Raw genomic sequence first — 22215 nt, 5'->3', positions numbered from 1 at the left:
AATACCTTCCCCCTCGGAACTAGCTTGATGACTTTACTATAGCAAAAAATCAGACTTTTCCACAAGCACAGGCGCCATCATAACATTCATGATCTCTCGAGGTGGTTTTTCCACAGCGATGAGCCACCTCTGATAAATATGTGGAAAAAACAGTAGAAACAGTGGAAAGCTTATCCATGGCTTGCAAAAAATGTCAAAAAAGGCTACACTAAATGACGATATGCCAAAGCGAACATTTCAACCACACAAGCGACATCGCGCCAAGACGCACGGTTTTCGAGCTCGTGTTTCGACCAAGGCTGGTCGCGCTGTTTTAAAGCGCCGTCGCCTCAAGGGTCGCGCCAAGATCGCTATCTAACTGTAAACTCCCGCCTCGCCTAATAGGGCGGGATTTTGCTATACTGGATCTATGTTACGTCACATTAACCGATTTCATGGTCACGGTAGTTTGCGCTATGTCTATACACGTGGGCGAGCGATTCGCTCGTCACAACTCACCATGAAATATATCGCCAATTCACGCCGCCACCATGGTCGGTTTTCGGTAGTGATTAGTAAAAAAGTGCTCAAGTCTGCCGTTAAGCGCAATCGTGTTCGCCGCCGAATTTACGAAATTATCCGACTCGAGTTGCCGCATATTCGGGGTGGGTTTGATGTTGTCATTATGGTGTTTTCGCCGGAGGTGTTACTGATGCCGCATGACGATCTGAAGACGGCAGTAAAGCAACTCTTTTCGCAAGCCGGGCTATATAAATAGCGCTACCTCTGGTATAATGGGCGTATGAATATATTTGATGTGGTTATTGTACAACCAATTTTTAATTTGCTGATGGCAATTTACGCGCTAATTCCAGGCGGTGATTTTGGGGTTAGTGTTGTACTATTTACAATAATTGTGCGGCTACTGCTGTGGCCACTGGTTAAGAAGCAGCTTCACCAAGCTAAAGCGATGCGTAAAATACAGCCTGAGCTTGCCAAGCTAAACAAAAAATACAAGAACAATCCACAGATGCGGGCGATGGCGATGATGGATGTGTATAAAAAGCATAATATCAAGCCGATGAGCTCTATTTTGGTGCTTCTTATTCAACTACCGGTACTGATCGCTATTTATCGCGTGGTGCAGATATTTGTGATGCAGCGATCAGAGCTCGCCAAGTATACCTACGATCTCATGGAGCAGTGGGGGCCGGTCAAGCACTTGATCGCTAATCCGGATCACTTTAATCAGAATTTCCTAGGACTGATGGATCTAACAAAGCAGGCATTGTCATCAAGCGGCGCGTCAATCGGGCTGCTTATCCTTGCCTTGGTGGCGGCTGTTCTGCAGTACCTGTTATCAAAGCAAATGTCGCCAAGTTCGGACAGCAAGAAGCGACTACGTGATGTGCTGATGGAGGCCGGTGAAGGCAAGAACGCCGACCAAACCGAAGTTAACGCCATTGTCACGCGCAAAATGATGAAGGTTATGCCGGTGTTTATGTTCCTTATTATGATCAGTCTGCCGGGGGCGCTGGCGCTCTACATGGCAACCTCAAATATCGCTGCTTATATCCAAAACGCCATTATTCTTAAGCAAGACGGTACAGAAATGCAACAAATTGCCGGCGAAAAGCGTTCGCCAAAATCTACGAGCAAGTCAGCAACCACGTCAGTGAAAAAATCAAAAGTCGCTTCGCAACGAGCGGCCACAGCGACTGAGGCGAACATTACGCGGATAAAGGCGAAGGATTAAGGAGGCTATATGGATCAAATCGCGACCATTGAATTTGTCAAGAAATATCTGGAGGACTTTCTGGCGTTCTTTGATCTCAATCTGGATGTTGATGTTAGCGTTGAAGACGATGTTATCAAGGCCGTTGTGCCATCGAGTGAGCGCAATAGCTTGCTCATTGGGCGGAATGCGGAGACGTTACGGAGTCTACAGACGGTGGTGTCAGCAATTTTGCGTAACCGTCAGGCGGCGCTGGTGCGAGTGAATGTTGATATTGCTGATTATAAGAAGCAGCATGCCGAAAAGATTGCCGACAAGGCGCGCGGCTGGATCGAAGAAGTGCGACGGACGGGCGAGACGAAAATTATTGAACTAAATTCGGCTGATCGCTGGGTGGTACACCACGTGGCGAGTGATTATAGTGATATTGAGACCCACTCCGAGGGCGAGGGGCGTGCGCGACACTTGGTGATTTCACAGAAGAGTTCTTAATCTTTGAAAACAACGTTAGTATAGAGCAGATAGTTCCAGATGAGGCTGGCGACAGTGGCGATGAGTTTGCTGGCGAATAGTGCTACCGGCTGACTGAGGTTAAAGCCAATGAAAATTGGCGCGAGTAGCGCAATAATGATAGTCTGAATTACCCAGAGACCAAACAGGGTGACGAGGGTAAAGAGGAGTAGCTGACGGCGAACATTGCCGGTGCGTGAGCGAAAGGTGAATGATCGATTGGCGACGAAGCTGAAACTAAAGGCGATGGTTGTCGAGATAATATTAGCTAATTCTTTCGGTGTGCTGATAAACCAGGTCAACATAAACAACACACCAAAATCAATGGTGGTGTTGATGGTACCGATGAGGAGGTAGCGAAGTTTGGTGGCATGGTTGGTGATGTAGTGTTTGAAACGAGCCATAATGATAAGTATAACCCATAAACCCTAGTTGGTGCGATGTTTTTTAGCGGCAATAGCCTCCTTGAAAGCAGCGATGAGGCGATCGGTATTATTCTGCCAGGAAATAGTATTGAGATGAGCCTGAACCGCAGTTTTCATATCAAGGCGTGCTTTTTGCGGGTCAGCGATGATAGAGAGCATTTTTTTCATGAAGTCGTCGGGATTTTTAGGCTGAGCGTAAAGAACCGCATTTCCACCAGCCTCGCGGAGCACAGGAATATCGGAGGCAACAACCGGCGTACCGCTAGTCAGCGCCTCAACAATCGGTATGCCGAATCCTTCGTAAATGGAGCTCATGCAAAAAAGGTCTGCTTGCTGATAAAATGCAGGTACATATTCCTGGGGAATGTATCCCGGGCGGATAATATGTTCACCTGCAGCTTGAGCCTCAGCGATAGCATGTTCAGTAGTCTCGGTCTTCCAGCCCTTACCACCAGCTAGCACTAATGAATACTGTTTGCGGATTTTGTTTGGTAGAGCGCGAAAGGCGGCAATCATTGTCGGTAAATCTTTGCGTGGCTCGAGATTGCCAATTGAAAAGATATACCGCTTGGTTGGTAAGTTGTATTTGGCGACGACGTTAATTGTACCCGGTTGAGAATAAATTGGGTCAGCTGGTATTGGTGTGACGATAATTTTCGAAGCTGGTACGCCGTATTCGGCGATAATTTCTGATTTGACTGACTCCGAGACGGTAATGATGAGGTCGGCTACTCGGGTTGCATGGGCGACACGGCGGCGTAAATGAGCTAGGTTGCGCCGTTCAATCGTCTCAGGAAAATAGAGATAGCCGAGGTCGTGAATAACGACGGCAGTGATAGCTGCTTTACTGGTTGTCCAGCGGTCAAAATTTGGAAAAATAGCGACGTCGACAGGTGATGACAAGAGGTCGTACGGTAGCGGCAAACCATAACTTTGGAGCTTGGCAAATAGCCGCTGGGGCATGAGCGTGTGTTTTTCATGCTTGATTGAGCTGTCTAGAATAGGGTCCCGATGCTTGCTCAAAAAATTAAAATAAAATGCCGAAACCTCAGTTTCTGGCGGTGAATAGCGAGCGAGGCTATTGGTCAACATACGAGTGTAATGACCAACCCCGGATATATTGGGAGCGGTGAGAGCGGCGGTTTCTACACGAATCTTCATAGGTATATTATAAACCGTTTTTATACAAAGGAATAAATTGTGTTTTAACGATAGTGTGAAAAACAAACGAGGCAAGATATTGACGGCGGGCAGCGGTGGCTAGACGTGCGCGAAGCTCGGGGTTAGAATATAGCTGCTCCATGGCATCATGTAGCGCCACTGAGTTCTTTGCGGGGACGAGGAGGCCGGTTTTATTATGATGAATAATCTCTGGATTGCCGCCAACGTCAGTGGCGATAATTGGTAGCTGGAGCATACTAGCCTCAACGAGTGAAACACTAAACCCCTCGTGGTATGTTGGATGAAGATATACGTCAGCGGTGGCAACTTCAGGGAGGGGGTCTGTTTGGTGGCCACGAAAGGTGACCGGTAACCCTTTGGTCTGTTTCTCAAACCGTGAACGATCTGGTCCGTCACCGATCAGAATGAGGCGCGTGTCGTGATGTGTAGCGTGAAGTCGTTTGAATGCAGCGATCGCTTCACTAACTCCCTTATCAACAACTAGGCGACCGGCGATACAGAACGTGAACGGGCGGCTTTTGATGGGTGTGTGTGTTGGTTTCTGGTCGTTGACACCATTATAGATAACGGTTAATTTACGATGAATTGGTGAGGTTAACGGCAGATTATCAGAAACGAGACGGCATTCACTCTGGCTAACGAGGGTAATTGCGTCGGCAAAGCGTGCCGCCCAAGCAACCAGCTTACCAGTCGGGTTTTTATACCATACGCCGAGCTGCTTCCAGACATGTTTGAGGTCGGCGTGATCAGTCCAGATAACATGGGCACCGATAAGCTTACCAGCGATTGACCCAGCAATAAAATCATCCTTACTCTGCAGGTGAACAACGTCAGCTTTGTAGCGATGAAATTGGATAATATAATACGACGTAAGCAGCAGTTGCCATAACACATATAGCGGTGTTAGTATAACTCGCCAGCCGCTCCAGTTTTGTCGAGACCACCACCAAGAGCGGTGATAAGTCAACCGTTCGTACTTAGCGTAGTCACAGAGTGCCGTGTGGTGACTAAAAATAACCGGCAAATGACCTATTTTTTGTAATTCTTGACCTAAGAACACTGGAAATCGCTCGCCACCACCAAAATCATGAGGTGCGGCATTTCGTACGATAACAACTCGTAACCGATTCATTTTACAAGTATATATCTTTTTGGTGTAATTTGGTATAATCAGGGAGTGAAACATCTCTTTGGTAATGAAAGAAATCGGGCAATTTTGCGCGCAATGGTTAGCACAGACTTTAAGGTTCGCTACCAAAATTCTGCCCTCGGATACGTATGGTCGCTTCTGAAGCCGCTGTTCATATTCGGCATCTTATATGTATTGTTTACCTATGCGTTCCCACAGGGCAGTAAAGGGATTGAATATTTTGGCGTCTGGTTATTGATTGGCGTCGTGCTATGGAACTTTTTCTCTGAGGCAACGATGGTAGGTACTCGTTCGGTAGTGGAAAATGGGCAACTAATTCGTAAAGTAGCAATCCCAAGACACCTCTTAGTGGTTGCCAGCTCCGTATCGGCGCTGATTAACCTTGGCTTAGGGATGATTGTGGTGATAATTTTTGCACTACTAAGTGGTCTAATGCCAACTTTGTTGTGGTTGCTACTAATTCCGATAATTGCTCAGCTATTTTTACTATCAATTGGCCTATCTCTGCTACTCTCGGCACTCTACGTAACGTTTCGTGATATCGCGTATATCTGGGAGATTTTGTTGCAGGCTGGGTTTTACGCCAGTGGTATTATTTTTGCCATTATTTATATGCCTACAGTCATCCAGAAAGTCGCGTTTTTGAACCCTGTTACGCAAATTATTCAAGACGCCAGGCATACACTGATGCCTAGTAACCCCGCCTCTCAGACAATTTGGCAAACATTTCATAATCCGTTGTTGTGGTTTATTCCGATTATGATAACCATCGGGCTGTTTGGGCTGGGGTGGTGGCATTTCCAGCGCAAGCAACGTTCATTTGCGGAGGATATTTAGATGACGAAGCCGGCTATTGTAATTAAGGATATACATAAAGAGTTTATATTGCCACAGACCAAAAACTCAAGCATTAAGCATGCCTTTGTTAATATTATCAAACGAAATAAAAAGACCGTCCAAAAGGTATTGGACGGGGTTAGTTTTACTATTAATCAGGGTGATTTTTTCGGGGTTGTTGGTCGGAACGGCTCAGGAAAAAGCACTATGCTTAAAATCCTCGCTGGTGTGTATCAACCGACGAGCGGTAGCATTCAGCTACATGGTAAGCTGACACCATTTATTGAATTGGGTGTTGGCTTTAACCCGGAGCTGTCTGGCCGAGATAATGTTTTTTTGAACGGAGCACTACTTGGGTTCACCCGCAAAGAGATGGAGGCGATGTATGATGAGATTGTTGCCTTTGCTGAACTTGAACCGTTTATGGATCAGAAGCTGAAAAATTATTCGTCAGGTATGCAGGTACGATTGGCGTTTTCAGTAGCAATCAAGGCGCGTAATGATATCATGATTTTTGATGAAGTGTTGGCTGTCGGTGATGAGGCATTCCAGTACAAGTGCATCGACATATTTGAGCAATATAAAGCCAGCGGCCAAACGGTCGTCCTGGTGACACACGATATGGAAACAGTCAAGAAGTTTTGTAATCGTGCTGTACTAATCCAAGACGGCACAATTATCAAAGAGGGAGACCCGGTGCGGGTGGCTGACGAGTATAGTCGGCTCAATCAAGCAGTGATTGACGCAAGTATTGATAGAAATCGGCAATATACTGGTAAAAATGTTGATATTACGATCCGTGACGCGACGGGTAAAAAACAGCGTAGCTTTAAGGTTGGCGAGACCATCTCGTTTGATATCGCTTGGCATCATGATAAGACACGAGCAATCATGGTTGATTTGTATCGCAAGGACAGTGATTTGGTATCGAATTTTATTACTAATCGTGAAGGGTTTGCTAGGCTACCGAAAGACAAAAAACTGACACTCGATATCGAAGCAAATTTAGGCCCGGGATCGTACTATGTTGACGTTAATCTTCTCAATCACGATGGGTCAGTAAAGTATGACGTTGCTTATCGTGCCGAGGAATTTACTATCACGAAAGACTTTTCAGTAGTTGGGCAGTCGTTTGGGGGATTAACATTGATTCCGCGGCAGTGGCGCCACGATCACAGATAGAAAAGGATAGCCCGTCCAATAGTTTGGTGATATTCTGTCTTCGTACTGCTAAGCTGCTGTTTTTGTTTTTCGACGTGATGGTCGAAGCTTAATCTTGATGATATCAAGCCCCCACTTAACAACGATCTTGGAGGCAGTGCGCCCGGTTGATGCCACGTTCCAAAGCTGACGGAGCCCCTTACCAACCTGTCCCTTTTGAAGCATACGATAGCCGATACGCATTAGTACAAACGTATAGGCGTGCTTGTGGCTAATTCCAAAATCATGGTTAATTGGATTTTTGATATAATAGGCGAAAGCACGTTTGATGTCGGCACGACTAGTGACCGTCGGCTGAACGATATCCCAGTTGCGAAGCGAAAACTTTTTAGCGAGACGATTTTGCTCATCGCGCCGTTTAGCCGAGATGCTGCCGTCACTAATGCGATAGCGGAAAACGGGGTAAGGTACGTTAGCAAGTTCACCGTGTTCGGCAAATTTACTAAACAGGTCATAATCCTCGGCTGGACAGGTGTCAGGGTAAAGACCAGCGTCAAGTGCCGCCTGGCGGCGATAAACAACCGATGAATGGCAGAATTGATTAAAAATGCAAAGACCAAGTCTGATATCTTCATTACGAGCAACGTTAAAAATAAAACCAGTCGGCACGCTGTCTTGGTTTATAATTTCTGCGCCTCCGCCAACCAGAACTAGGTTTTTATTTGCTTCAAGCATAGCAACCTGAGTTTTCAATTTGTGCGGCAACCACTCGTCGTCGCCATCAATACGGGCAATGTAAGTACCGCGCGCTTCGGTAATGCCGCGGTTGAGTGAGGCTACTAGGCCGCTATTTTTTTGATTAATGAGGCGAATGCGGCCATCTTCTTTTTGAAGGCGCTGAACGATTTTTTTTGTATTATCGGTTGAGCCATCATTAATAATAAGGTACTCGAAATCAGTAAAATCTTGTGACAGCACGGAGCGAATTGAGGACTCAATGTATGTTTCGTCATTATAGGTGGCGGTAATAATTGACACCAATGGTGGTTTAACTTGGGATTTCTGTGCATTCATACGGGATATTATAGCATCTTTATTGGCAAAAATATTGAAAACCCAGCGATTAACTGTTATGCTTAAGCTGATAGGATAAAAACAGGGGAAATAACACTATGCGAGTTAAACAAACAACGTCAAAGAAGACCAGGGCTATAATCATTAGTTTAGTGAGCGCGGTCGTCGTAATTACTATTGCGGCGGTTGTTTATGCAGTAACGCGACCACAACGAGCAGAGCAAGCTAAGGAGGGTGCTGCTTCATCCCAGACGAAAGAAAACGATAATAAGAGTGACGATAAGAAGGTTGATGACAATAAGACGAAACCAGAAGAGCGGGATGGTCGTAGTCCTGATAAACCAGCTGGCCCCAGCGAGCAACGCGGTTCAAAACAAGCAGTAACGCCGATTGTGAGCGGCTACGGCCTCAGTGGCGACGGCCAGCGCCTACAAATTGATGGTGGCGTTAACGCTATTGTCGAAAATGGCGGCAGCTGTACCTTCACGGTCTACTGGTCCGGTGGTCAAGTTTCGCGCCAAACTGGTGCATCCGCTGGTCCGAGCTCAACGAATTGTCGGATGGCCGAGATTCCACTATCAGAATTACCATCGGGCACTGATATGTCGATAAAAGTTACTTACTCATCAAGTGCATATATTGGAGAATCTACAAATGGGCCGTCGTTCCGCAAGGAGGGGTTACGGTGATTCAGTTACAGAGTATGAAACCGTCCTGGCTAAAGCGTGTCGGATATACACTGGCCGTCGTTGGTGTTGTTAGTCTAGGGATTATTTTTTGGCCAAAAACAGGGGCGTTGTCGCCATGGAGTCCCGGGCGAATTATTGATGACAATGTTTTTTATGATACTAATACATTTTCAAGCGTTCAAGATATTCAAAACTTTATCAACAGTCATACGCCAGCCTGCGATACATGGGGGACTGGGCCATCTGAGTATGGCGGAGGTACGCGAGCGCAATATGCAGCTAAACGCGGTTGGCACGGTCCACCATATGCCTGTCTGCGGGATTATCACGAAAATCCAAGTACGAAAGAGACCTCGTTTGAAAGGGGCGGCGGTTGGTTTGCTGGCGGTCTGTCGGTGGCCAATATTATTTGGAATGTATCAAAAGAATTTGGTATTAATCCGCAAGTAATGCTGGTGACACTAAAGAAAGAACAGGGGTCACTGTTTACTGATGTCTGGCCACTCAAGAGTCAGTATAAGTATGCTATGGGCTTTGCTTGTCCGGACAGCGGGCCGGGTAATACAGCGAATTGTTCAAACGAGTATGCCGGTATGTATAATCAGCTACGGATGGCGGCGCGCCAATTCCGGCTATATACTAATCGTCCGGGCGAATATCGCTATAAGGCTGGTCGGTCAAATTACATCCAGTATAGTCCAAACGCGGCCTGTGGCGGCTCATGGGTATATATCGAGAATCAAGCAACAGCCAACTTGTACAACTACACCCCATATCAGCCAAATCAAGGTGCCCTTGACGCCTATCCAGGGACGGCCCACTGTGGAGCATATGGTAATCGTAATTTTTGGCGCTTCTTTAATGAATGGTTTGGTTCGCCGCTGAAATCTGTGCGAATTGAATCGCCGCTGTCAGTGAGAACGGAGGGGACCGGGTCAAAACTATTTACGGACATGACAATAACCGCATCGTTTACTATCCGTAACGCCACAAATCAGCGCCGCGACTTGGGGACCATGGCGATAGCTGCCCGTGATAGCAAGTGGAATAACTATGACTTTGGTAGCCAACGGGTTATTCTTGAGCCATGGCAGACATATACCTACCGAGTGACAACTAAGTTAACCAAAGAGGAGAATTATAAATTCTGGATCACAAATTACCGTGAGGGCAACGGTTGGAGTAATAATTATCCAGAATCAGCTCCGGGCCATAGCCGCGAAGTGTCGACGTTTGTGCAGACGGCGCCAACAGTAACTTCCCCAGTAACTATTCAAAATCAACGGACACACGTTGGGCAATCAACACGGATTCGCTTCACGGTTAAAAATAATAGTCCGAAGCCAATCGACCTCGGTTATTTTGGCGCGGCAATTACTAGTCCGAGCGGACGAAATGCTGATGCCAGTTTTGATACAGTCAACAGCCTTGCGCCGGGTGCAACCTATGCCTATGACCAAGAGTTTATTCCACGAGAAAGTGGTCTATACAAGGCGCGCATCAGTGGCACTCTCGATAAGGGGATAACTTGGACCGAGGCGCAGTATCCGGTGCCGACACCAGCTAGTGCTGGTAATCGGGCGCAGTTCACCATTCTCCCCAACCCCACACTCACCCAGGGTATCACTTTCTCTAATCCCTCTCCACGTGCCGGTGAGCCAGTCACTACCACCTTTAAGATCAAGAACTTTGCCAGCCAACCCATCACTACCACTAACCGCACCTGTCTCATTATGCGCAACCAACATGGAGCAAACTATGATCTCGGCTGCCTCCAACCAACCACCATTCAACCTGGTCAAGAACAAGAATTCAAGACCACTCGTCCCTTTCCAGTTGGTGTCTACCGCGCCTACTTCTCCACCTTTGACGGCCGCACGTGGCACGAATATGCTGCTCCACCGCTTGAGACTGGTAATGAGGCGGTGAAGGGGGAGATGAGAGTGCTGCAGGATGTTGTCATGTCACAGGGGTTATCGATAACACCAGCGCCAGCGCGTGCTGGTGACAAGCTGACTGGCTCATTCACTTTGCGTAATCTTAGTTCGGCGGTGTCGCAGACTGATCAGCGCTTGTGCTACATTATTCGGGGTCCACGTGGTGAGAATCATGACCTTGGCTGTCAATCAACAAAAGGAATTGCCCCACAAAGTAGTGTACAGTTTTCGCTCGGTCGTCCTTTTAACAAACTGGGCACGTATAGAGCCTTCTTTGCGTTATACGATGGTAGCCGCTGGCACGAAGGGGTGGCGCTGCCAGGAGTGAACGGTAAGGAGGTGACCAGCTTATCGTTCACCATTCTCCCCAACCCCACACTCACCCAGGGTATCACTTTCTCTAATCCCTCTCCACGTGCCGGTGAGCCAGTCACTACCACCTTTAAGATCAAGAACTTTGCCAGCCAACCCATCACTACCACTAACCGCACCTGTCTCATTATGCGCAACCAACATGGAGCAAACTATGATCTCGGCTGCCTCCAACCAACCACCATTCAACCTGGTCAAGAACAAGAATTCAAGACCACTCGTCCCTTTCCAGTTGGTGTCTACCGCGCCTACTTCTCCACCTTTGACGGCCGCACGTGGCACGAATATGCTGCTCCACCGCTTGAGACTGGTAATGAGGCGGTGAAGGGGGAGATGAGAGTGCGCGAGTAGAGCGGACAATTATCGCTTAAGCATACGCCTAACTTCTGTCAAAAACCTTTTTTGTGAAAAATCACGTAGCGCCTGCTTTCGTAGAGATTGGGCGTTAGCAAACGCTGTCTTAGGATTGTCCAGAACAACAGTTAACGCTTCAGCGTAGGCTTTTGGATTGGTGATATCATCAACAATCTGTCCATATGTACCAACAAAGTCTGCCACTCCACCAACTCGCGCTGCTACGAGCGGCAATCCGCGCAGAGCTATCTCAATTGGCGTATTTGGCATGCCGTCAAAGAGCGATGTGTAGAGAAAGGCGTCATAGTTGTCAACAGGCAGTGACGGTACACCATTAAAGCCGCCGCGGTAATGAACCCGTGGATGTGACGGTAGTTTATGGGTGGGAAACTCGCTCGATGCGTCACCGTACATATCAATGTGGACATCATCAGGTAATAGATCAGCGATAGCTGCAACTAGTTGAGGTAATTTCTCTGGTGATAGGCGGGACGCCCAAAGAATACGCCTTTGACCAGCCAACTTTGCTATCGGTGTGTACGTGCTGCTATCAAGTGGTTGATGGTGAACGGTAATTGCATCCGCGTCATAAGCATATTCATTAACCCACATCGACTTGACGGCTTCATTATCGGTGGTTATCTCAGAGAGCAGGTGATAAATCTGTGGCAGATGACTGTGTGAAAAACCAAATATTCGTCCAGTTTCATCGGTGCTTTGGCTATAGGACGTAGCAATAACTTTTTTACCAGTGGCCTTGATATATACTGCGTGATCTCGCACAAAATCATAGGCTAGCTCTGAATTGAGGATATGGAGCACCGGCACGTGGATATTTTCGATCAGTTGCTCTAGCAGTCTATATTTTTGCTCTATCGGGAAGAATCGGGTAATTGTCCCAAACGGCACGAAATCTACGTCGATGTTAAGTCGTGGTCGCCACTCTGAGTAATTAGCGTCAACTTCATTTGTGGCAATAACCAAAACTTTCTTGCCGAGTGACGCAGCGGTGTTGGCGTAGTTAAGAGCAAATAGATCAGCACCACCACGCTTGAGCCACGGTACGAACAGCACATAATCATAGGTGTCGTTTCGTAAATCACGACATATTTGCCAATACGCCAAGCCAACACGATAATGATCATCAGTAATTGTGTGGTATACTGTCGGCAATGGATGTGGTGGAAAAATTAGTTTCTCAATATGATGTAATGCTCGCCATTCAGCATCAAGCCACGCTGGCAGCACCTCGGTCGCCGGTGTCGACTTCTTTTTTTTGAGCACATTGCGTCCGCGTCGGATAATTGCGAGCGGTCGCTTGACTAACCCCAGTGGGATGCGAGAACGAACCATCAATTCCTTAATGGTATTTTTCGTTTGGCGCCGCCGCTCTGAGGCAGGCGTGGCAACCGAGTCAAGCTTGATGGTACGAAAGTGCGATGGACTAAAGAGGGGGTGGGCGTGGAGCACTGAGCGGCTAGTTTTTTGGCGTGCCCATTCCGAGCCAGTGGCCTTACGGCGAACAAAGATAGCGGTTTCCGGAATGAGGACATTTTTGATACCATGCTGGATGAACTGGCAGCTCATAAACCAATCTTCATAGCCATATCCGGGGCTGTTTGGTGTGTATGGAAACTGGCGAAGTAAAGTACTTGGTGCAATAATGACCGAGTTCCATCGTCCCGAAAGTACGCTCAATAGAGTGTCGCGGTCTTTATTAGTGTAGCCAACTTTTTCAACAATGGCATTTGCCCCCTCAAACTCAATAGTATAGGCACTATGGGCAACATATTTACCGTAGGAGTGGTTTGTTAAAAATTGCACACCATCTCGTAGCCAGTTGGCACTCATCAAATCGTCGGCATCGATAAACGCAATAAAACGGCCATGCGCCTTGGTGATGGCACTATTGCGAGATTGAGCGAGGTCACCATGATTCCATTGGTATATAGCGATCGGCAGGGCGGTATAATTACTGAAGTAGCGAATAGTTTCTTCATCACCGCGGTCGATTGATACAATTATTTCGTAGGAAATATCGCTATCACGAAGCAGGCTGACAGCACGTTCAATGGAGCGCATAGTTTTATGAGCAATAAGGCCTTCGTGATGGGCGGTAACAATGATAGATAAAAGTGGTTTCATGACGCTATTATAATTTAGGTAGTCACTTTAGTCTATCGTTAAGTTATGATACTATATGGTAAGTATTATGGAGCGAAAAAAGAGCATACTGTTTTTTGGAGTTGTCTGGGGAGTTTTGTTTTTATCTTTCTTTGGTAATATTTTTGGAGTCGGTTTGTGGCGCGAATGGTTTGATGGCTTTCAGCGCGACTCATCGGCCATAGTAGAAAAGACGGCCCGTTGCAAGGAAAAATCTGGTTATAGCGGGCCGCTAATCGTTGCTAAAAATGAGGATTATAATTCAGTCATGACGACTGGGGATTGTGATGCCAGCCTGCTCAAACCGTATGCTTCGCAATACGGTCTACAGGCGAGAATAATTACCGCACTAGCACCAAACGATAGTGCGAAATTGCCGGTATATTTTAAGAAAGTTAATGCGGTTCTGTCTGCAGCCATGGCAGCTCTTATGGCTCTGGTAGCTCTTAGGGTTAGGAAATTATTTGGTTTTGTTGTTGCAGCAGTATTCGCGACACTGGTTGCATTTAGCCCGTGGATTGTCGGCTACGCGCAAAATATGTATTGGATAGAGCCACTCATGTTTGCTCCGTTTGCCTTTGCTTTTCTGAGTTACTCATACTGTAAATCATCGAAGAAAATGTGGCTATTCTACCTCGGTGAAACCATATTACTATTCTTAAAACTTCTGGGCGGCTATGAGTATATATCAACAATTGCTATATCTGTACTTGTACCAATCATATTCTTTGAGCTCGTCAATAATAAACAAAAAGTTATCAGCCTCTGGAAGCACGCCGTCATGACATGTATCGTGGTTGTTGTGGCCTTTGTTGGTGCGTACGCAACCAACTTTATGGCACTCTCTGATTACTATCACTCCTCAGACACCGCCCTCAAGATGATTAATGAGCGGGCATCGGAGAGAGGGCTTTCGGGAATTAGAAAGATGCGAGCTCATGCTATTGGTAACTTAAAGACGCTGCTACCTGAGTCATATACATTTGCCGATCGATTTATTAATATGGAGGAGCTGGCAAAAGATAAAGGATCAACATATCAGTATCTAGCAATAAACGCCGGCAATTATGTACTGTTGCCAGCATTAAGCTTGCCGCTATCGATCAAGGGGTATTTGGTGAGATCGTTCAGTCGATACTCGTTTGGGTACTTGTGGGGTATTTAGTGTTATTCTATCTTAAGAGGCGACACCCGTCTTTCAAGTATTATCGTTCATTCCTATGGTCGTTACACATTTCATTAGCTGGGGCACTGAGTTGGTTAATTCTTATGCCTGGACACGCTTTGCCTCACGCCCACATTAACGGTATCGTATTCTATATGCCGCTGCTTCTGTTTGTCTATATGGTAGTTGGCTTGTATATTGGTAACATAGTTAAAAAACGGAGAAAACGTGCGTAACAAAACGGTGATAATTGGCGGTGGTTTTTATGGATTGAGTGTAGCGCTGTACCTGTACGACACCTTGGGCGTCAAGAATATCGATATTTTAGAAAAAGAAAAACAGACGATGACTCGGGCGTCATATGTTAACCAAGCCAGGGTACACAATGGCTATCATTACCCGAGAAGTATTCTAACGGGATATCGTTCGGCAGTTAATTTTCCACGCTTTACGAAACAGTTTGGAGCGGCAATTCATTCAGATTTTAATAAATACTATGCTGTTGCCAAGCATCTATCCAAGGTTAATGCACATCAATTCAAGAATTTTGCGGATAAGATTGAGGCAGATATAGCGGTAGCTCCGCCAAACATTCAAAAAATGTTTAATAAAAATCTCATTGAAGAAGTCTTTAAGGTTAAAGAATATGCCTTTAATGCCCACGCCCTGAGAGACGACTTACTGCGGCAAATTAACGATCGTCCGGGGATAACGCTTCACACGGGCTGTCGCGTTACGATGATTGATGAAACGCCAGATGGACTGTGCGTTATTACTGATGGTGGCAAATTCAGGGGCGACTTCGTATTAAATTGCACGTATGCTAACATTAACACGCTCCATCGTGCATCAAATATACCGCTTGTTGGCTTGAAGCATGAAGTTACAGAAATGTGCTTAGTAAGTTTGCCGGAGCACCTAAAGGACTTTAGTATTACGGTGATGGACGGTCCGTTTTTCTCTATTATGCCGTTTCCCTCCAGGGGATTATATACACTCTCTCATGTCAGGTATACGCCGCACGAGTCATGGGTTGACAACGAGGATACGCCGGCTGAAAAAATTGACACGCACGCCTATCTCGACAAAAGTTCTTTCCAGAGTAATTATAAACAAATGTATAACGATGTGGTGCGTTTTATCCCAGCCCTCAAGGACATGAAATACGAGGAGTCGATCGTTGAAGTAAAGACAGTGCTCGTTAAGAGTGAAGATGATGATAGCCGTCCTATTTTGTTTAAGGCCCATTTGGGTTACAACGGGTATGTTTGTATAATGGGCGGTAAGCTAGATAATATTTACGATGTGTACGAGGAGTTAGACAAGCTATATGGCAAAAAATAGTTCGACTAAGACAAATAAAAAATCGAGTAAACAAGATATCTTTGTGTCGGTTATTGTCGTAACGCGCGACTTTGATGGTTTTCCCGACTATTGTCGCAGGCTCTCACAGAGATTAATGGGTAGCTACACAAATTATGAGATTATAATTGTCGATAATGATTTGAGTCAAAATAGTGTGGTTGCTGTTAGTGGTCTTCTTGATGAACTGCCATGTATGCGGCTTATCCGCCTCTCTCGACAATACACATATGATATCGCCATTATCGCTGGTCTTGAAGGGGCAATTGGCGACTATGCGGTAGTAACTAATCCCGCTATTGACGGTATAGAGGATGTAATGAACATTGTTGAGGCGAATAAAAAACACGATATCGTACAGGGTGTTGCCGACATAACCACAAAGCGCCTTCTGTCAAAATCTGGTATCGGTCGCAGGTTGTTTTATTGGTATAATCGCAAATACATCAATATAGATATTCCACTACAAGCAACATATCTTATATCTCTCAATCGTCGTGCCATACGAGCGATAACTCTATCAACTCGACATGATAGCCACATTCGGCACATGATCAGGACTATCGGCTATTCATATACCGAGTATACCTATTCACCTCTGGTTGATCCTGTAAAAAAACATGGCTTCGGGCGAGGGACACTAGAGGCGCTCGATATCATTACCAGCCACTCGACACACCCGCTCCGCTTTATGTCGTGGGTTGGGTTCTTTGCCAGTGTTGTAAATATGATGTATGCGCTTTATGTTGTGGTCATAGCTCTCACCAAAAAGAATGTTGCAGAGGGCTGGGTGTCGACGTCGCTTGAGCTATCAGGAATGTTTTTTATCCTATTTTTATTTATGGTAATTCTGTCTGAATACATTGGTAAAATACTAGTAGAATCGCGACGAGATGCCAGGTATTATGTGCTTGACGAGCTGAGCAGTACAACGTCACTAGCGAACGCAGAAAGGAAGAATATTACATCATGACAAAAGCTCCGACCAACAAGCAAGATCGTATCCGCCGAGATCATCCAGAGTGGGAGTTTCCAGACTTTGAGGTAAATGAAATAAACAAGAAAAAGCACAAATATTGCGTGTGCGTTTTCGTCATTAATGAGGGAGAGCGTGTTCAAAAGCAACTACAAAAAATGAAGCCGCTAGCAAAACAGATTGATATTGTAGTGGCTGACGGCGGTAGTACTGATGGTTCGCTTGAAACTGATTTTTTGAAATCTCAAGACGTGCGCGCTTTATTGACAAAGAAAGGCAAGGGCAAATTAAGCGCACAAATGAGAATGGCGTTCGCCTGGGCTCTTTCTGAGGGTTATGAAGGAGTGGTCGTTGTTGACGGTAATGGCAAGGATAGTGTAGAGAGAATTCCTGACTTTATTAAGCTGCTCGATCAGGGATATGACCACATTCAGGGTTCACGATTTATACCAGGCGGCAAGGCGGTAAATACGCCGCTTTCGAGAGAGATAGGCCTTCACCTAATCCATGCGCCGCTGATAAGCCTGGCGGCCGGCCAGAAGCATACCGATACCACAAATGGCTTTCGTGCGTATAGCGCAAAGCTACTCAAAGACCCGGACATTGCTGTATTTCGTGATATATTTCAAACCTATGAGCTTCATTACTATCTTGCCATAGAGAGCAGCCGCCGCAAGCAGTATAAAACAGCCGAAACACCAGTGGTACGAACCTATCCGAAGAAGGGCAAGACGCCAACAAAAATCAGCCCAATTAAGGGAAACATGCACGTTCTGAGGGTGTTATTCTATGCGGTGGTCGGAAAATATCGCAAGCATAAAAAATAGCTTCTCAAAATTTCACATCCAGTCTGCGTTAGTAGCAGTGAGTATACTAGCGCTGCTTGTCATTATTTTCTATCCCGGATATATGTCGCCCGACTCCATCAGCCACCTTGAGCAAGCCACGGGTGTAGCCCATCTCACCGATTGGCATCCGCCAGTGATGACGCGACTGTGGGGGCTTTTGATTGGGGTAACTGGTCACATCTCATCTATGTTAATTTTTCAGCTGATGCTGCTTGTCGCGGCTATGTTTATGTTATCGATTCTCGTGTATCGGCACACTCGTAATCGCGCATGGGCTCTTTCTACCTACATGATTTTGCTACTGCCTAATATAGTGAACATTGCTGGCGTCATATGGAAAGATGTTCAGATGGCATTCAGTCTGACGTTGGCGGTGATGCTCATCTGGTTCGCTATAAGTAGTAAAAAACCGTTAGGACGTATTGCTACATATGGGATTATCGGACTGGCGCTATTATTGATTCTCTATGCTGGCATGTTACGATATAACGCATTGTTTGCGGTGCTGCCTATCTTGTTTGTGCTACCGAGATTATTTACCAAGCGACTTCCTGTATGGAGCGGTCTTGCCGGTGTAATAATTGGTTTAGTGGTAACGATTGGTGCCACTGCTGTTATTAATCAGTCCAGTGAGAAAACCCATCCGATTACCGCCATACAACTTGATGATATAGTTCACGTTGCTAATTTTGATAGAGAACATCACGGTCGGTGGTCTATGTATAAAAAAATTCATGACACCTGTCGCGATAAAACAAAAGATATTATGAATTCTTATATCATATGTACAACGGCCACTCAGCGAGAAGCACTCAAAAATGAACATCAAGGTGTATTTAATGATTGGCTATCGACGATCATAAGACATCCAATAAGATATGCATCATATCGGTTGGCAACTTTTTCGATATTTCTCTTTCCGCAACCAGAGCGTATGTATATTTTTCAGTCTGGTATTGAGCAAAATCAGGTCGGTGCCGCGGTAAAGAATGAATATGCCATCAGTGGCCTAGCGGCATATGTTAAAGGCGGTGCTCAGGCGAATATCCCTCTGATTTTCCAGCCGTGGTTGTATCTTGCTGTCCTTGTCTTCATTTACTATAAGAGCAGGAGAATACGAGAACAGGTACAGCGACACTTTATCCGTGCAGTGGCCTTGTCGGGTCTTATATATATCGTGGCATACGTTCCTATGGCGGTGGCGGTTGATTATCGGTATATTTACTGGTCGGTCTTTGCAACGATATTGTCCGGACTATTCACGATAATATTAAGCCGACCAAAGAAAGAAGGCCGCCGCTCGTAGCTAGCGTTTATTAATCCCTTCGCATTTATTAGCGTTATGTAGGCAAAAGTTACTTTGATAGATATACAGGTTATTTTGGGCGGTGACCTCGCGGTAAGATACGTCTTGTATTTCCAGAGAAGCTCCCGGTATCAAACTATAAACTTTTGGCGAAATTCGTATGGATGAATCATTTGGTGCCAGTGCCACAGGGAAGCTCCAGCTCGTGTCGTATTGTGGTAGCGACACAGGATGTTTTTGTAGTGATGATCCAGATAATTCTAGGAGGTACCTCGGTAGTTTAGCGGTCATAGGTAGAACGCTTCTAGCGCTGTAGCGAACCGACACCTCAAACACGCGTATATTGTTTGCGGCACCAGCAGTAATGACATAATCTCCGTTTGTGTCTTTTTGTATGCGGTGTTTCGGATGGCTCGTCTTTTTCTGTGCCGCAGTACCCGCCCGGCGTTTCCACAAAACATGAGAATCATTTGTTGCAACGATAGTATAGTTGTCCTGAAGCGCTTTATAAAATTCCCAGTGACGAGTCCACAGCCACTCCTCATACTTAAAATATGAGGGATTTAGGGTTATGACGTAATCAGGCTTTTGTGTTATAAAATCTTGAGTGTAGTGATTTCTTCTGGCGGGGCCTAGGGCGTGTATAATATAGTCTTCACCCCCTGAAGATCCATTCTTCTGTTGGCGAATCGAATCATAAACACTGGTGTAGGTAGACCAGACACGTGCCCCCTTTTCAATATGTGGAGCAAAGGCCTCGAGGCGCTTCCTCCAGGCGGTGCTGACATATTCAGCATCATCAGTAGAATGCCTGGCCTTTCTTGACTCAGTAATAATGTGTCTTAGCGGTATCCAATCAATTTTTTGTAGAAATACCGCGGTGTTGTATCCTAGGGCGATGATGCTACCAAGCAATAACCCGAATGCTAAGACCGAGAAGCCTTTACTTTTAGCGCTAGGAGTCGATTTTTTTACTTGAATCAGGTTATATATTACACGAGTTACTATCGCCACAAGAATAACTCCCGCTGCTCGCTCTAGTGGTATGAGCTGCGCACTGGGTGCCCAGTAACCAGTGGCAGAAACAGCAAACACCACCAGGCCATATAGTAGCAAGATAGAGAAAACGAACGTTTCTTTTTTGGACAGTAGAGCTTTCTTTACACCAATTATATAGGCAACAACACCGCCGATAATGATGGGCAGCATGTAGAATAGCATCCTGTTGGTGAATAACTGATCAAGATTGCTTAATTGCAAAAAATTATTTGGTGGAGCACCAAAGTACCATCCTTGGTCGCCTGAAACTTCAACGAGTGCATAGTAAAGTGCCTCGTGTGCGTGGCCAAGCGTCATAATTGAAAGCACGACATATATGGCCAGTGCTACACCACATAACTCGCCAACAAATGCCAGCACCCGCTTTTTTATCATCTCTTTGGAACGAATATACTGAATCGCTCTGATGAGCACATAAGCAAGAATGAATGCAAGGCCTTGTTCGGTTCCGCAGGCGACGGAAATCCCCATGAGGGTATAGAGAATAGGATAATAAAAGTCGACTCTCGTCTTATGTTTACCGATGTTAACGCGCCAGTCTGGGTGCCATAACATAAAAGCCGCCGTGATGAATGGAAATGCTGTCCTAAGGCCTAGAAGGGAATTACCTGCCCAAATCGCATCGATGCACAGTAGTGAAATGACGGTAAATATACTTGTTGTAAAGACTGCTTTCTTTACGTTTCTGAAATAGGCCCAAAATAGCAAGAAAGACGAGATGAGGAATAGGAGCGGCGACAGCAACAACTTTGCGACCTCCACAGCAAACAAGTTGTGACCCATGATGTAGAACAAGGGAAAGTGAAGCAGGGGAACTCCTACCCCGTGAAAGAATGGAAAGTCTCGTGCTAAAACTTCACCATCAAGTAATCGACGGAGGGGGTTGTATAGCTGGAACGTCCCATTGGCCGCATAGGAATCCATCGCCAGGCCATTCCCGAGAGCTGCGAACACAGCGTAGCCTACGAAAACCAACAAGTGGGTAATACTTACAAATACTGCGGTAAAAAGCAGTGCTTGTTTAAGAGTTATCTGGCCTAAAATTTTAGGTTTCTTCATAGTGCCTAAACCATTCTATAATTGATAGTGCCGCATGTCCATACTGGCTATCGTTGTGTTTTATATAAAATCTGACATAATTGTAGCCAGGAGGAATATACTATGAAGACTGCCTTAATTGGGTACACTGGCTTTGTCGGTGGAAATATAAAGAGTCAACATGAGTTTGACGATTATTATAACAGTAAAAATATAGCTGATATTGAAGGTCAGGAATACGACCTGGTGGTGAGCGCTGCAAACCGTGCGGAGATGTGGCGGATTAATCAGGAGCCAGAGGTCGACCGGGCGGAGATTGAAGATTTTATTTCACATATTAAAAAAGCAAAGATTAAAAAGTTCGTGCTGATCTCGACAGTCGGTGTTTATAAAAACCCAAATGGTGCTAACGAAGATACACCCATTGAAACCGAAGGGCTTTTGCCATACGGAGTTAATAGGTATTATCTTGAGCAATTCTGTCGTGAGAACTTTGACACAACAATTGTTCGCCTGCCGGGGCTATTTGGCGATGGGCTGAAGAAGAATGTTATTTATGATCTGATGAACAATAACATGGTTGAGAAAATTCATGCTGATGGTATGTATCAGTACTATAATCTCGCCAATATTTGGCGCGATATCACCATTGCTTTAGAGAATAATCTGCCACTGGTTAATTTTGCGACGCCACCAGTCAGCACGCGGGAAGTCGCCAAGGTTGCCTTTGGTATGGAGTTTACTAACACGCCGGAGGGAGTAACACCGGCCTACTGGGATATGCACAGTAAATATGCTGAGGTGTATGGCGGCGAGGGCAATTATCTATATACAAAGGCAGAGGAGCTAGCTGGTATCAAGGAGTTTGTTGCAAAAAATAAGTAATCATGGTA

Annotated in this window: 20 protein-coding genes; 14 read left to right on the top strand and 6 right to left on the bottom strand. The window is 45.7% G+C overall.

Going from position 1 to position 22215, the window contains the following annotated elements; genetic code table 11:
* Positions 1-220 precede the first annotated feature (220 nt).
* Genes FBF29_04640 through FBF29_04625 form a run of 4 tightly spaced genes read left to right on the top strand, consistent with a single transcriptional unit; the run spans position 221 to position 2206 of the window.
* Complete coding sequence (locus tag FBF29_04640; protein ID QJU07944.1) at positions 221-358, top strand: 50S ribosomal protein L34; 138 nt, start codon at positions 221-223, stop codon at positions 356-358.
* A 51-nt stretch (positions 359-409) separates the two neighbouring features.
* A complete protein-coding gene (gene rnpA, locus FBF29_04635) occupies positions 410-757 on the top strand; it encodes a ribonuclease P protein component (protein ID QJU07943.1) in 348 nt (115 codons plus the stop codon).
* 24 nt (positions 758-781) lie between these two features.
* Complete coding sequence (locus FBF29_04630) at positions 782-1735, top strand: YidC/Oxa1 family membrane protein insertase (GenBank protein QJU07942.1); 954 nt, start codon at positions 782-784, stop codon at positions 1733-1735.
* A gap of 9 nt (positions 1736-1744) precedes the next feature.
* A complete protein-coding gene (locus FBF29_04625; protein ID QJU07941.1) occupies positions 1745-2206 on the top strand; it encodes a KH domain-containing protein in 462 nt (153 codons plus the stop codon).
* Here the strand turns inward: FBF29_04625 and FBF29_04620 are convergent.
* The 3 genes from FBF29_04620 to FBF29_04610 all read right to left on the bottom strand — a co-directional run bounded on the left by FBF29_04620 (position 2203) and on the right by FBF29_04610 (position 5017).
* On the bottom strand, positions 2203-2571 hold the full coding sequence (locus tag FBF29_04620; protein ID QJU07970.1) for a GtrA family protein: 369 nt from the start codon (positions 2569-2571) through the stop codon (positions 2203-2205). The two genes, FBF29_04625 and FBF29_04620, sit on opposite strands and share 4 nt — an antisense overlap.
* Before the next feature lie 81 nt (positions 2572-2652).
* The gene (locus tag FBF29_04615; GenBank protein ID QJU07940.1) at positions 2653-3810 is read right to left on the bottom strand and encodes a glycosyltransferase family 4 protein; all 1158 of its coding nucleotides are present in this window, start codon (positions 3808-3810) and stop codon (positions 2653-2655) included.
* A gap of 7 nt (positions 3811-3817) precedes the next feature.
* Positions 3818-5017, bottom strand: coding sequence for a glycosyltransferase family 4 protein (locus tag FBF29_04610; protein QJU07939.1), 1200 nt, complete (start codon positions 5015-5017; stop codon positions 3818-3820).
* On the opposite strand from FBF29_04610, the gene FBF29_04605 reads away from it, so the two are divergent.
* Positions 5009-5818, top strand: coding sequence for an ABC transporter permease (locus FBF29_04605; protein ID QJU07938.1), 810 nt, complete (start codon positions 5009-5011; stop codon positions 5816-5818). The genes FBF29_04610 and FBF29_04605 overlap by 9 nt on opposite strands.
* The gene (locus tag FBF29_04600) at positions 5819-7000 is read left to right on the top strand and encodes an ATP-binding cassette domain-containing protein (protein ID QJU07937.1); all 1182 of its coding nucleotides are present in this window, start codon (positions 5819-5821) and stop codon (positions 6998-7000) included. It abuts the gene before it with no gap.
* A 48-nt stretch (positions 7001-7048) separates the two neighbouring features.
* Here the strand turns inward: FBF29_04600 and FBF29_04595 are convergent, their stop codons facing one another.
* Positions 7049-8053 carry a glycosyltransferase family 2 protein gene (locus tag FBF29_04595; GenBank protein QJU07936.1) on the bottom strand — a complete coding sequence of 335 codons (1005 nt, stop codon included), beginning with the start codon at positions 8051-8053 and terminating at the stop codon, positions 7049-7051.
* Between the two features lie 98 nt (positions 8054-8151).
* On the opposite strand from FBF29_04595, the gene FBF29_04590 reads away from it, so the two are divergent.
* Positions 8152-8742: a hypothetical protein gene (locus FBF29_04590; GenBank protein QJU07935.1), complete on the top strand. Its 591-nt coding sequence runs from the start codon at positions 8152-8154 to the stop codon at positions 8740-8742.
* Positions 8739-11402, top strand: a complete 2664-nt coding sequence (locus FBF29_04585; GenBank protein QJU07934.1) for a hypothetical protein — start codon at positions 8739-8741, stop codon at positions 11400-11402. Before FBF29_04590 ends, FBF29_04585 begins: the two co-directional genes overlap by 4 nt.
* Before the next feature lie 9 nt (positions 11403-11411).
* Here the strand turns inward: FBF29_04585 and FBF29_04580 are convergent, their stop codons facing one another.
* Complete coding sequence (locus FBF29_04580; protein QJU07933.1) at positions 11412-13550, bottom strand: glycosyltransferase; 2139 nt, start codon at positions 13548-13550, stop codon at positions 11412-11414.
* Between the two features lie 67 nt (positions 13551-13617).
* Here FBF29_04580 and FBF29_04575 point away from each other — a divergent pair, with 67 nt between their 5' ends.
* From FBF29_04575 to FBF29_04555, 5 genes are all read left to right on the top strand, one after another.
* A complete protein-coding gene (locus tag FBF29_04575; protein QJU07932.1) occupies positions 13618-14733 on the top strand; it encodes a hypothetical protein in 1116 nt (371 codons plus the stop codon).
* Between the two features lie 228 nt (positions 14734-14961).
* Positions 14962-16077 (top strand): FAD-binding oxidoreductase, encoded by a 1116-nt coding sequence (locus FBF29_04570; protein QJU07931.1) that lies wholly within the window; start codon positions 14962-14964, stop codon positions 16075-16077.
* Positions 16064-17068, top strand: a complete 1005-nt coding sequence (locus FBF29_04565) for a glycosyltransferase (GenBank protein ID QJU07930.1) — start codon at positions 16064-16066, stop codon at positions 17066-17068. Before FBF29_04570 ends, FBF29_04565 begins: the two co-directional genes overlap by 14 nt.
* Positions 17065-17898: a glycosyltransferase family 2 protein gene (locus FBF29_04560; GenBank protein ID QJU07929.1), complete on the top strand. Its 834-nt coding sequence runs from the start codon at positions 17065-17067 to the stop codon at positions 17896-17898. The genes FBF29_04565 and FBF29_04560 overlap by 4 nt, the downstream gene beginning before the upstream one ends.
* Positions 17861-19225, top strand: a complete 1365-nt coding sequence (locus FBF29_04555; GenBank protein ID QJU07928.1) for a hypothetical protein — start codon at positions 17861-17863, stop codon at positions 19223-19225. The genes FBF29_04560 and FBF29_04555 overlap by 38 nt, the downstream gene beginning before the upstream one ends.
* Here the strand turns inward: FBF29_04555 and FBF29_04550 are convergent, their stop codons facing one another.
* Positions 19226-21343: a hypothetical protein gene (locus FBF29_04550; protein QJU07927.1), complete on the bottom strand. Its 2118-nt coding sequence runs from the start codon at positions 21341-21343 to the stop codon at positions 19226-19228.
* A 102-nt stretch (positions 21344-21445) separates the two neighbouring features.
* Between FBF29_04550 and FBF29_04545 the strand changes: the two genes are divergently transcribed.
* Positions 21446-22207: an NAD-dependent epimerase/dehydratase family protein gene (locus FBF29_04545; GenBank protein QJU07926.1), complete on the top strand. Its 762-nt coding sequence runs from the start codon at positions 21446-21448 to the stop codon at positions 22205-22207.
* The last annotated feature ends 8 nt before the right edge of the window (positions 22208-22215 follow it).

Source organism: Candidatus Saccharibacteria bacterium oral taxon 488 (assembly GCA_013099015.1).
Taxonomy (GTDB): Bacteria; Patescibacteriota; Saccharimonadia; order Saccharimonadales; family Saccharimonadaceae; genus Nanosynbacter.
The sequence above is the reverse complement of the archived record's forward strand: the minus strand, read 5'-3'. Positions and strand labels throughout refer to the sequence as shown.